The 12,386-nt window shown below is 47.2% G+C and carries 12 protein-coding genes; 11 read left to right on the forward strand and 1 reads right to left on the reverse strand.

Annotation, left to right across the window (positions count from 1 at the left end; genetic code table 11):
- Positions 1–133: 133 nt before the first annotated feature.
- The 5 genes from ACJ2PR_RS16195 (at position 134) to ACJ2PR_RS16215 (ending at position 6,399) form a co-directional block, all read left to right on the forward strand.
- Positions 134–1,777, forward strand: a complete 1,644-nt coding sequence (locus tag ACJ2PR_RS16195) for a PfaD family polyunsaturated fatty acid/polyketide biosynthesis protein (protein WP_446877759.1) — start codon at positions 134–136, stop codon at positions 1,775–1,777.
- 212 nt (positions 1,778–1,989) lie between these two features.
- On the forward strand, positions 1,990–2,343 hold the full coding sequence (locus tag ACJ2PR_RS16200; protein WP_446877760.1) for a phosphopantetheine-binding protein: 354 nt from the start codon (positions 1,990–1,992) through the stop codon (positions 2,341–2,343).
- A 27-nt stretch (positions 2,344–2,370) separates the two neighbouring features.
- Positions 2,371–3,753 (forward strand): thioester reductase domain-containing protein, encoded by a 1,383-nt coding sequence (locus tag ACJ2PR_RS16205; protein ID WP_446877761.1) that lies wholly within the window; start codon positions 2,371–2,373, stop codon positions 3,751–3,753.
- A gap of 28 nt (positions 3,754–3,781) precedes the next feature.
- The gene (locus ACJ2PR_RS16210; protein ID WP_446877762.1) at positions 3,782–5,179 is read left to right on the forward strand and encodes a phthiocerol/phthiodiolone dimycocerosyl transferase family protein; all 1,398 of its coding nucleotides are present in this window, start codon (positions 3,782–3,784) and stop codon (positions 5,177–5,179) included.
- Positions 5,176–6,399, forward strand: coding sequence for a glycosyltransferase (locus tag ACJ2PR_RS16215; protein ID WP_446877763.1), 1,224 nt, complete (start codon positions 5,176–5,178; stop codon positions 6,397–6,399). The genes ACJ2PR_RS16210 and ACJ2PR_RS16215 overlap by 4 nt, the downstream gene beginning before the upstream one ends.
- Positions 6,400–6,469: 70 nt before the next feature.
- On the opposite strand, the gene ACJ2PR_RS16220 is transcribed toward ACJ2PR_RS16215, so the two are convergent.
- Complete coding sequence (locus ACJ2PR_RS16220; protein ID WP_446877764.1) at positions 6,470–6,868, reverse strand: hypothetical protein; 399 nt, start codon at positions 6,866–6,868, stop codon at positions 6,470–6,472.
- A gap of 658 nt (positions 6,869–7,526) precedes the next feature.
- Between ACJ2PR_RS16220 and ACJ2PR_RS16225 the strand changes: the two genes are divergently transcribed.
- From ACJ2PR_RS16225 to ACJ2PR_RS16250, 6 genes are all read left to right on the forward strand, one after another.
- Positions 7,527–7,874 (forward strand): YsnF/AvaK domain-containing protein, encoded by a 348-nt coding sequence (locus ACJ2PR_RS16225; protein ID WP_446877765.1) that lies wholly within the window; start codon positions 7,527–7,529, stop codon positions 7,872–7,874.
- A gap of 155 nt (positions 7,875–8,029) precedes the next feature.
- Entirely contained in the window at positions 8,030–8,962 is a 933-nt protein-coding gene (locus ACJ2PR_RS16230; RefSeq protein ID WP_446877766.1) for an S-layer homology domain-containing protein, read from the forward strand.
- Positions 8,963–9,057: 95 nt separating this feature from the next.
- On the forward strand, positions 9,058–9,918 hold the full coding sequence (locus ACJ2PR_RS16235; RefSeq protein WP_446877767.1) for a formate/nitrite transporter family protein: 861 nt from the start codon (positions 9,058–9,060) through the stop codon (positions 9,916–9,918).
- Positions 9,919–9,992: 74 nt separating this feature from the next.
- The gene (locus ACJ2PR_RS16240) at positions 9,993–10,832 is read left to right on the forward strand and encodes a potassium channel family protein (RefSeq protein WP_446877768.1); all 840 of its coding nucleotides are present in this window, start codon (positions 9,993–9,995) and stop codon (positions 10,830–10,832) included.
- Between the two features lie 72 nt (positions 10,833–10,904).
- Positions 10,905–11,492, forward strand: coding sequence for a hypothetical protein (locus ACJ2PR_RS16245; protein ID WP_446877769.1), 588 nt, complete (start codon positions 10,905–10,907; stop codon positions 11,490–11,492).
- An 86-nt stretch (positions 11,493–11,578) separates the two neighbouring features.
- Positions 11,579–12,346, forward strand: a complete 768-nt coding sequence (locus ACJ2PR_RS16250) for a mechanosensitive ion channel family protein (RefSeq protein WP_446877770.1) — start codon at positions 11,579–11,581, stop codon at positions 12,344–12,346.
- Positions 12,347–12,386: the final 40 nt, after the last annotated feature.

A 12,386-nucleotide genomic window follows, 5' to 3' on the forward strand; every position in this document is an offset into this window, starting at 1 on the left:
TAGAGCGATTCACCTGGCAACGCCTGAAAACACACAATTGTAGTTCACCACCCAGCACATGCTTTGAACCACAAGTTTTGTGAGCGGTGCCATCCTACTAGACTTCATCCCTCATCCCTCACACCCCTCCCCCATGCTCACCCTCACCCCCAACGGTATCCACAGTTCCAAAGCGCTCACCCAACAGGCACAACCCTGGCAAGTAGCGTTTGATGACATTACCTTCGACCCGATCGACATTCAATCAAAACTACTAGACCTCGAACACCCCTCTCACATCGTCTGCATCAATGGGCAAATCGGCGTTACCCAAACTGGACATCTTGCCTACGGCAACGGCAACACAGCACAGGTCGATCGCCTCCTCACTTCCCCCGCTATGACCCTTCAACAGTTAGGCGATCCGAGCTTTCTCAGCTTTCATGGGGTTCGGTTTGCCTACACAACAGGCGCAATGGCGGGAGGGATTGCTTCTGAAGAATTAGTGATTGCTTTAGGCAGACAGCGAATTTTGGCATCTTTTGGCGCAGGTGGTGTTCCTCGGTCTCGAATTGAGGCCGCGATTAATCGAATTCAACTTGCGCTACCGATCGGGCCCTATGCCTTCAATCTCATCCACAGTCCCAGTGAGCCAGCCTTAGAACGCGGAGCCGTTGATCTGTTTCTCAAGTATCGAGTCAGAACAATAGAAGCCTCTGCCTTTCTCGATTTGACTCCCAATATTGTCTACTACCGGGCTGCTGGACTGACCCTAAATTCTGCCAATCAGATTCAGATCAAAAACAAAGTAATTGCCAAAGTGTCTCGTCGAGAAGTCGCCGCCAAATTTCTACAACCTGCTCCTCCTCACCTACTAAAGCCACTGGTCGAACAAGGCTTAATTACTGAACTACAAGCAACGCTAGCCGAACAAGTACCAATGGCAGACGACATCACTGTAGAAGCCGATTCAGGTGGACACACTGACAATCGATCGCTGGTTTGCCTACTCCCCGCCATTCTTAATCTAAGAGACGAAATTCAAGCACAGTGTGGCTACGAACAAGTCGTCAGAATCGGCGCGGCGGGCGGAATTGGCACTCCAGAATCAGCACTCGCGGCTTTTACGATGGGGGCTGCTTACGTCGTAACTGGATCAGTGAATCAGTCTTGCATTGAAGCGGCGGCTTCTCCCCACACCAAACAACTGTTAGCTCAGGCTGAAATGCCGGATGTGATGATGGCTCCCGCAGCCGATATGTTTGAGATGGGTGTCAAACTACAAGTATTAAAAAAAGGCACCCTGTTTCCAGTCCGAGCACAAAAGCTCTACGAGATTTACAACCGCTATCAGAGCATTGACGAGATTCCGATCGCCGATCAACAACAACTAGAAAAGCAAATCTTTCGCCGTAGTTTGGATGAAGTCTGGACAGGTACTGTGGAGTTTTTTAGCCAACGAGATCCCGACCAGATCACGCGCGCCGAGGACAACCCAAAACGTAAGATGGCACTAATTTTTCGCTGGTATCTAGGCTTATCGTCTCGCTGGTCAAACTCTGGTGAAAAAGGAAGAGAACTCGACTATCAAATCTGGTGCGGGCCTGCAATGGGAGCCTTCAATGACTGGGTAAAAGGATCGTATCTGGAAAATCCGGGCGATCGCCGAGTCGTCGATGTTGCCTTTCAAATCATGACTGGAGCCGCTTTCTTACATCGTCTACAAGGTCTAAAGGTTCAGGGACTACATTTTCCGGCTGTTTATAGTCGATATCGACCGAGGAGGGAGGAGGGATGAAAAAGCTGGATTGCTCTGCTTAACTGGGGACTATTAGAAAGATCAGCCTCCCTAACCGCCTTGGATCATTTGTGAGAAACGTTAAAGAACGGGTTCTTAGTCATTTGTTCTTAGCGTTACGACTGATTACTAACTACCAATCACCGAATTCTCACAGCTCAAATAGGATAGCTATCGTCACGATCACTTTTGTTAAATTTGGAGAAGTGCAAATGAACCAGTCTAGTGCTGACACAATCGCTCAACTCCCTAAGACCACAGACAATATTCAGTCCTGGTTTGTAGCGCAGATTGCCGAGCAGTTGGCGGTTGCTCCGGGTGAAATTGATGTTCGAGAAACCTTTGAGAACTATAGTTTAGACTCGGCTCAAGCATTAGCCGTCGCGGGTCGTGCCGAAAAGTTTCTGGGATTTCAACTTTCGCCTACTTTGTTGTGGCATTACCCCACGATCGCTGCCCTCTCAGAACGTCTTGCTGAAGAAGCTGCCTCTGATGCTGATCTATTAGCTGCGATCGACGACGAAACTCTGGCTCAAGCCCTGGCAGAAATTGAGCAGCAAACCTAGTAGCAAAGTTCTAGTACCACACTACCCATGACCAACCTCTCAACTCGTATCGAAAATCTTTCTCCAGAACAACGACAACGACTGGTACAGCGACTTCAAGAAAAAACGGGAACAACTCGTCGCATTGCTAGCCCGACAGCCGTGGATTTGGAAACTGAAGCAATTCTCGACTCAGCGATTTCTCCTCAAGGTAAGCCTGTTGAAACTACAATCCACCCACGATCGATTTTCTTCACCGGAGCAACTGGTTTTTTAGGAGCGTTTCTGCTGGTTGAACTGCTGAATCAAACTCATGCTACATTCTACTGTCTAGTCCGGGCAAACAGTCTGGAAGCAGGTAAACAGCGCATTCAACAGAATCTCAAAGAGTATGGTATCTGGCACGATCGCTTTAGTTCTCGAATCATTCCTGTTTTGGGTGATTTAGAACAGCCACAAATGGGCATTCCTGCTGAACTATGGGAAACGCTGTCGGCTGACATTGATGTAATCTATCACAATGCCGCTTCTCTCAATTTTGTCTTCCCCTACTCGGTGGTAAAGCCGATGAATGTTTTGGGAACGCAGGAAGTCCTTCGCCTGGCTTGTCAGACCAAAGTTAAACGGCTCCACTATGCCTCTACTTATGCAGTGTTTGAGTCTCCGGCATACGCTAGTAAAATCGTAGCTGAGGCAGATTCAGTTGACCACAGTGAAGGAATTGCCCTGGGCTATACCAAAACAAAATGGGTTGCTGAGAAGCTAGTTCAGTCTGCTCGATCGCGCGGTTTGCCTGTTTGTATTTATCGTTTGCCATTAATTTCTGGACACAGCAAGACGGGAGCCTGGAATCTGAAGGACTTCACCTGTCTAATGATCAAAGGCTGTGTTCAGATGAAATGCTGGCCGATATTAGATAGTTTGATTAGCATGTCTCCAGTAGACTACACGGCTCAAGCGATCGCTTACCTCTCCCAACAGCCAACATCTCTAGGACAAAATTTTCATCTAACTAACCCCAACCCAGTCCATGTGACTGAAGTACAGCAACAGAGTCGTTCTAAAGGTCTGTTTGAGTATCTTCCCTATGATCAGTGGCAGGCACGATTAGTTGAAGCCACGCGATCGCAAGACAACGCTCTATCAACCCTGAAACCGTTTTTCTTGGAACCGTGGACTGACGAACAACTCACCATTCCAGAGATGTATCAGCGGTCTAGAACACCGATTCTCGATTGTCAAGCAACGCTCAAAGCTTTGGCAGGAAGCTCGATTGTTTGCCCTCCCTTCGATCGTAAGCTGATGACTACTTACCTTTTCTACTTCGTTCAGAATAACTTTCTGAATGCTGAGACGCTGGGACGCTCCAGGTTTCTTGCACTAAAGCTCTTACTGCCTTTCCACCGACTCAAGCAATGGTTCCGTAGCTGAGATAACAACCATATTTCAACAGTTCACCATGCTGCCACTTGACACTCGAAGCGCGTTTAGCGCAAAGCGCAACTCTGAAGGAACTGAGTCCAGGCTTCTTGCTGCCAATGAGCAAATGATGGAAATGCTAAACCGTCAAGGCTCTGGCAGTCTAAATGTAATTACTATTAGCCAAATCAAGGGTTCACTTAGTCCCAGCTTGGTGAGACAAGCGATCGCTCACCTTCAACAACAACACCCCCGACTTAATTCTCGAATTGTTGGTTCCCTGGATAATCTAAGCTTCGATCACGGTGATTCAATGTTACCGTTACGAGTAGTGACTGGTGCACACAAACAGCAGTGGCAAGCGATCGCCTGCGAAGAGATCAACGAACCGATCGAGTCACAAAAAGGATTGTTGAGAGCCGTTTTAGTGGAATCTGCTCAACAAGTTGACTCCTGCCATTTGATCACAACCACTCATCACGCAATTTCAGATGGCTTATCCTGTGTTCGTCTGCATTCAGAGCTTTTAACTTATTGTCAGAAAGTCACAGAAGGCAAGCCGATCGAAGTCGTTAGAGCGCCTCTACTGCCTGCTCTGGAGTCATTTCTACCAGCCTGGACAAGGGGTTGGTTGGGCAGATTGAATGCAATTCTTTTTGGCTTGGGGTTGATAGTTCAGCGTCTCAAACATCGTCCAGAACATATTCCCTTAGAGGAGTCTACTTCCCTGAGCGATCGCACAACTGGGTTGATTTGTCGTCAGATAGATCACGCCCTGACTCAAAAGATTATCGACCACTGTCAGCAGAAGAAAACGACGGTTCACAGTGCTTTGGCGGCGGCGATGATGTTAGCGGCGGCTGAAAAGATCACGCCCGATCGCAACCGCCCGATTTGTGTCAATTGTCAGTCTGCGATCGACTTGAGAAGACGACTCAAAAACTGCGCTGACGACCGCCAACTCGGATTGTTTGTGACCTCGGTGATTACTTACCATACGATCGCTGCTAAAACATCTCTCTGGAACCTCGCCCAACAGGTTAAGCGCAACATACAATCTAATATTAAATGGGGACATATTTTTCGCTTTCCACTAACATCCAAATTCTTTACCGAGTACTATCTATCGCACCCTGACGAAGTTAATTCGACTGTCTTCTTGACAAATTTGGGTCAGATTACAGTTCCTAGACAATATGGTTCATTTGAGCTAGAAAATATTCACTTCACGGTTTCCAATATCTTCTACGCAGGATCGCTTTCCGCCAGTGTGTCTACCTATGCAGGCAAAATAAACTTAAACTTCATGTTTGCCCAACCGTCACTGAGTCAAGAAACTGTTGAGCAACTAGCTGACAGCACCCTGACCTATTTATCTGAAGCCTGTCAGCCTGTCCTTCCAAACCGTTTCAAAGCATCCATTAGTGAGCAGCTATGACCGAACTTGCCATTAGCGTCTTTTTTAGTTTAGTAATTCTAACTCTAATTCAAATTCTGTTCACTGTTCTATTCGTCCAACGCTTGAAGCCTGCTCGGTTAGGAGAGTTATCTGCTTCTAAAGTAACGGTAGTTCTTTGTTTGCGGGGAGTTGATCGCAGCTTATCTGACTGTCTAGAAGGCTTGCTTTACCAAGATTATCCCAACTATACGGTGCTGATCGTAGTAGAAAGTTCTACTGATCCGGTTTGGGAAGTGATTACGCCAATTATCAGCCAATCTACGATCGCTCAAGTACAGGTTCTCAACGAGCGGTTAGAAACTTGTAGTCTCAAGTGTAGCCAACTGCTTCAGGCGATCGCATCTCTCGATTCTGATTGTGAAGTTGTGGCACTGATTGAGGCTGATACGATTCCACATTCTACCTGGCTCCGAGAACTGGTGGCTCCTTTAGAGAACGATCGCATTGGAGCAACGACCGGAAACAGTTGGTATAGCCCTGAAGGTCAAATGGGGAATGCGTTCCGCTACTTATGGAATGCGTCTAATGTGGTGATGATGTATTTTAATCAGATTCCCTGGAGTGGGTCGATCGCTTTCAAAACTGATTTAATTGATCAAACTAACCTACTAGAAATCTGGAAACAGGCGCTTTCTGATGGGGTGCCTTTGCATCGTGTTTTACGACAACGAAAGCAACGCATTCAATTTGTGCCCTCAGTGATGATGATTCAGTCTCAAGCCTGTAAGTTCTCTAGCTTTTGGCGTTGGGCAACTCGTCAGATGGTGATGGTTCGGCTCTATCATTCAGCCTGGTGGGGCACTTTGATTGCCAGTGTGATTAATACTCTGGTGATTGGACGAGCTATAATTCTACTTGCGATCGCGGCGCTAACAGGTCAGTGGTCAGCCTTGATTTGGGTGGGGTCTGGGTTAGCATTCTACACGGTGATGATTGCGGTGTTGGTTAGCTTGTTGCAGCGGGGAGTTGTGCGGGCAAAGGGAGAACGAACTGGTATTTCTATGGGCGCGATCGCTCAATGTTCAATTGCCATTCCTTTTGCTCAGTTCGTTCAGACTGGAGTATTTGTAGCGGCTTTGCTGACGAAAACACTTAAATGGCAAGGGATCATCTATCAAATCAGTGCCCCAAAAAGCATTCAGATTCTCTTTCGTCAATCTGCTGCCCAACCTACAGAAGTAGAAGTTCCTTTTAGCTGACGCTAGTAGATTAAAATTCAGTCAATCAATCAGGAATCTCTACTCTGTGTTGGACAACTTCAAATTTTGGTCAGCGGGGGCTAACAGTTTGGCCTCGGCTCCAGGGATTGTTCCAGGTAGTAGTTGTGGTGCCGTCTGGGTGAGTTGTAACCTGGCCACTTCCCCAGGGATTGTTCCAGGTGGTGGTTGTGCTACCGTCTGGATTGGTGATAACCTGACCACTTCCCCAGGGATTGTTCCACGAGGAGGTCGTGGTGCCAGTGTTGGAGGAGCCGGAAGAACTGTTGTTTGGGTTCATAGTTTGAGGTGGATTAGCTTGTGGATTAACTTGGGATGTAACATTAGTCGCGGATTCATTAGTCCACTGTGAGGCAACAGGTTTAGAACTCGCATGAACGATCGTCGCTGCAACCAGTGCTAGAATGCCAAAGGCAATCAGAGGTAGAAGTCCGTGAGAGCGGTTGAGCATTATATCTCCTTAAGTAGGATACCAAATCAAGCTCAGTAAATTGGGCTAACTCAACGTTTTAGAGGGGTGAAGATTGAGAAAAGATTGTTTCGGGATGGGTCGATCGAGCCGAAAGTAGTCAGCGACACTAGCCGATAAGCATCATGCATTTATGATCGTATATTACCAGAAATTACTAAAAGCAGTCAGTTACAGACACTACTTTTTATGACTAATCATTTTCTCCATGATTACTATAGAAATCCTGTTTGAGTGGTGAGAACTCGGTGCTTAGGATCGTGAATTAAATAAGATCGTTTATTGCCAAGCTACTTCGCCCCCTTGGATCACCTGTAAGAGGAATGAGCGACAGCACCTGATTTCAGAGTTACAGCTAACAGTGACAATCGCATCTACGTCAGTGGCATGACCAAAGAACAAGTTGAAGAATTGCCAAACTACGATGAGTTGGACAAGATCGACTACAACTACGAAGAACAGGTGCGAAACGTTTATCGCCCGATTGGTCTGACACCTGGATTCGCGAAAGATCAAAGCAAGCAAAAAACCTCCAAAACGTCATCGCCTCGTAGTTCAGATACCTACCGCTACGAAGACGATGCAGACCTATATGATTTGAGCAATCACCAAGGACTGAAGCTCTACGAAGAACGCTTGATTGCCAGCAAAAAGCGTCAGAAAACGGGAGAAGTCTCGATCGGGCAAGCACGTCGAAACCACAACTGCACGAACCACGGTTCCTATCGAAAAGGAGCGAGTCGTTATCGATCGAACCACTCCAATTCAACCAACCACGATCGACCCTAGCGATGCGGCGTTCCGAGAAGGAGAAGTCGCTCACATGAATGTGTACGAAGAAACGCCTGACATTCGCAAAGAAGGCTTTGTACAGGAAGAAGTGCGAGTGCGAAAAGAAGTTGAACAAGACACCGTGACCGCAGAAGAACCGATTCGTCGTGAACAACTGGATGTTGATACACAAGGACAACTGATCGTTGAACATTAAAAGCAGACTTTCTGGGTAATCGGCGTAGGGGTTTGTGCGAATAAGTGCAAGCCTCTACCGTATCCGTTTTTAGGGTATTGACTTCATCCTACTGATGGAGGAATGCTTTACTAAGAGAAGCTAGTCTTCAAGCAACGAAACGTGAAAGCCATACCATGTTAAAACTGAAGTTAACTAACCAAGCAAAGATCGGAGCGATTACGATCGGAGTCTTAACAGCTACAATCGTACCCTTCGCCGCTTTGCTGTCGAATTCGGCTACGGCTCAGAACGCAAACTTTCCAGATACTTCAGACCACTGGGCGCAACCCTTCATTGCCCAGTTAGCTGAACGTAACATTATTACAGGATATCCAGACGGTACTTATCGTCCAAATCGCCCTGTTGAGCGAGATGAATTTGCCGCGATCGTTCGCAGTGCGTTTGATCAACCCAAAGAGCGAAGCATTGAGAGTGGCAGCACGTTTAAGGATGTGCCTCAAGGCTATTGGGCAGCCCCCGCAATCAAGGAGGCCTACGAAACGGGCTTTATCTCCAGCTATCCGGGCGGTTCGATTCGTCCGAGGCAGCCTGTGACTAAAGTCGAAGCGATCGCCTCACTAGCGCGAAATCTAGATTTGCAAAAGGCAGCACAAACGCCTCCGCAACCCATACCCCCTGTTGTCTCAAATCAATCAACTCGCCCCCGACAAGCTAGGCGACGAGGGCTGATGTTGCCAATGGCATCCACCATGCTTTTAGCGCCGCTGATCCGGCCTGTGGTCGCTGCTGCAAATCCTCAACCTAACACCGCAACACCAGTAACCCCAAACACCGCAAATCAACCTAAGACTCAATCGCCCTCTGCATTGGTGAACCAATACTATCAAGATGCAAACCGGATTCCAGCTAGTGCGATCGATGAGGTTGCAGCGGCAACGAGAGCAGGCATTGTCGTAAACCATCCGAATGTTAGAATTTTGAACCCCAATCAACCTGCGACTCGTGGAGAGATGGCGGCTTTAGTTTATCAAGCTCTGGTGAGTCAAGGTCGGGCTGAACCAATCCCTAATCAGCCTGCTGTTCAGTACGTTGTAAGGCCACGCTGACGGTAAGGCGCTCCTTGAGTTAAAGGCTCAGGATCAGGGATTGGATTACGATCGAGCATCAAGCGAGTTACGCATTGAAAGATAAAAGGAATACGATGAGCCAACTTCAAGAGCAGAGCAATCCACCCACGGAGGAGCGATTTGAGCAAGAAATTGGATTGAGTCCACAGGAGCGGCAGAGCATTATTGAACGTCTGCGTCCGAGTGCATTGATGATCCATGAAACGATTCGACTGGAAGGAGAATATCAACTGCGTCGCCCGACTTCTGCACTGGCTTGGTCTGCATTAGCAGCCGGATTATCAATGGGCTTTTCATTGGTGGCTCAGGGCTTACTGCGGGCAAATTTACCAGAGCAGTCTTGGAGTGCGATCGTGGCGAGTTTCGGTTACAGCGTTGGCTTTGTGATTGTGGTGATGGGTCGCCAGCAACTGTTTACAGAAAACACCTTGACAGCAATCTTGCCGCTTCTTTCTCAACCGAGTCGAGCGGCATTTTTGCAGGTTTTGCGACTGTGGTCGATTGTGTTGTTGAGCAATCTAACGGGTGCGGCGCTATTTGCGATCGTGATTGGAAACATCGATGTGTTTTCAACTGAGGTACAACATACCTTCACTGAGATTGGGTTAGAAGCTCTCAAAGGTGAACCACTAGAAATGTTATGCCAGGGAGTTTTTGCTGGATGGTTAATTGCGTTAATGGTTTGGCTGCTGCCATCGGCAGAAGCTTCTCAGTTCTGGGTGATTATCCTCATTACATTTTTAGTCGGATTAGCTGAGTTTCCACACAGCATTGCTGGATCGGTTGAAGTCCTTTACTTGGTCATGACTGGCACAGCGACTTGGGCACAGTATTTTGGACATTTCTTGATGCCAACACTGCTAGGTAATATTATTGGTGGAGTTTCGCTGGTTGCTGCACTCAATCATGCTCAAGTGGCGCGCTATGAAGATTAGTCGCGTCAAGTTTCACCCCGATGGGATCACTCTACAGAGAGTTGTTGAATTGGTTGCACCGCCAATAGAGTATTATGAACCCCTCACAACCGCCAGCAGAACAATCTCTATCGCAAGCCCGAAGCGAAATGCTCCAACAGCTAGAAGCTTGGCTTGATCTGCCAATGCTAGCGTTAAGCTTCGTGTGGCTCGCTTTATTTGTTGTTGAACTTATTTGGGGACTCAATCCATTTTTCGATGTTATTGGCATTACGATTTGGATTCTGTTTATTTTTAATTTTTTATTAGAGTTTGCTCTAGCCCCGTATAAGCGTGTTTATCTTCAGCGAAACTGGTTAACGGTCTGCTCGTTAGTTTTACCTGCGCTCCGCACCTTGCGAGTTGTACAGGTAGTGAAGGCGCTACGATCTGTGCGGGCAGTGCGAGGAATGCGATTATTAGGTGTAATGACTCGTACCACGAGAGGAATGCGAACTCTGAGTGCGAGTTTTCAACGACGTGGATTTGGTTATGTTATGGCTGCAACAACAATCGTCATTTTGATCGGTGCGGCGGGAATGTATGCGTTCGAGCGAGACATACCGAATGGCTTGGAGAGCTACGGAACTGCTTTGTGGTGGACTGCAATGCTGATAACCACAATGGGATCGGATTATTTTCCTCGGTCGCCGGAGGGTCGTATTTTATGCTTTATGTTGGCGGTGTATGGCTTTGCTATCTTCGGGTATGTGACCGCTACGCTTGCTACTTTCTTTGTAGGTCGAGATGCCGAAAATGAACAAGCAGAGATCGCTGGCGCAGCATCCATACAAACCTTACAGACAGAAATTTTTGCATTACGAACAGAAATTCAAAAACTATCTCGCAATCATCGGATGTCTCAGTCATCGGTTGATCAATCCGACTCAGAGTAGTGACCACTTGCTTCATATTGATTGTTTTTTACTAGAGGGTTTAGGCATTGAGAGTGTGTATTAGGAGTAACGATGCGCCAACTGATGATTCAAGTGCCGCAGGGACAAGGAGAGGCAGTTCTGCAAATTGCCAAATCCTGTGATGCAGTCAATGTTTCAAAGACTGAAGCCCAAAGTTCTGAGCAAGAAATTGATCTCCTAATCGTCCACGTTTCTAATCGACAGGTTGAGGATTTGCTTGCCCAGCTAGAAGAGTTACCAGAAGCCCATATTACTTTGTTGCCGACGGGCGTGATTGCATTGCGCCCTCCCGCATCTGAAGCTCCGCAGCAAGTCACCAATGTTCAATCTCGCAGCCCGATCGAGATCTTCTTATCTGGGCTGCAAAGCGTGGGATCGTGGCGAAGTTTTCTGGCGTATGCCGCAGTTGCCGGGATTGTCGTGTGGATTGGACTCTACACGAATACGAGCTATCTACTAGTTGCTGCAATGCTGATTGCTCCGCTGGTGGCTGAAGTCTATGTGCAGCGTGACACAAACAATCCTGCTTCTTCTGAGCAAATCCGCGATCGCTTAACTCAAACGATTCAAACTCGCTTACTAAACCAAGGATTTAATGTAACTCCACTAGTCAATGTAACCGTTTTAGAAGCACCTTAGCCTTAACGAAGAACTAAAGATAGATGGAAAGTTCAGCTTGCTACTCTATTATCGGGGCGAAGTTAGAGAGGGCTGAACAAACAATCATGATCGAATTATCTGTAATTTGGAGCAAGCTGCAAGAGATGGTGAGAGGCTTTCTAGCTCTGCTGCCTAATATTGTCCTGGCGATCGTTGTCTTTATCATTTTCTTTTTCGTTGGTAGAAGCATCAAGCGCATTGTTCGACGTGCGACTGAAAATCGCCGCCGCGCTAGAAATCTAGGATTGGTTTTAGGACGACTGGCGCAAGGGTCTATTATTCTTGTCGGATTGTTTGTTGCATTGTCGATCGTCATTCCGTCGCTAAGAGCAGGTGATCTTGTTCAGCTTCTTGGAATTAGTGGGGTTGCGATCGGGTTTGCATTTCGCGATATTCTACAAAATTTTCTATCTGGAATTTTAATCTTATTGACAGAGCCATTCCAAATTGATGATCAGATTGTTTTTAAGAATTTTGAAGGAACCGTTGAACGGATTGAAACTCGTGCAACAACGATCAGAACCTATGACAATCGCCGCATTGTGATTCCTAACTCTGAACTCTTTACGAATTCCGTCACCGTTAACACTGCATTGCAGCATCGGCGGATGGAATACGATATTGGTATTGGATACGGAGACGATATCCATCTGGCAAAACAACTGATGCTAGAAGCGATCGCAAGTGTGAATGAAGTTCTCAAAGAACCTGCGCCTGATGTTTTGGTCGTTGGGTTTGGTGAGAGTGCAGTCAATATTCGGGTTCGCTGGTGGATTGCGCCCCCTCGTCGGATCGATGACTTAACCTCTCGCGATCAGGTACCAGCCCTCTAAAGGTCATTTGAGCGCTTTTTAATATTTGTTGTCATCCCTG

It is taken from the genome of Phormidesmis sp. 146-33, from assembly GCF_052939515.1.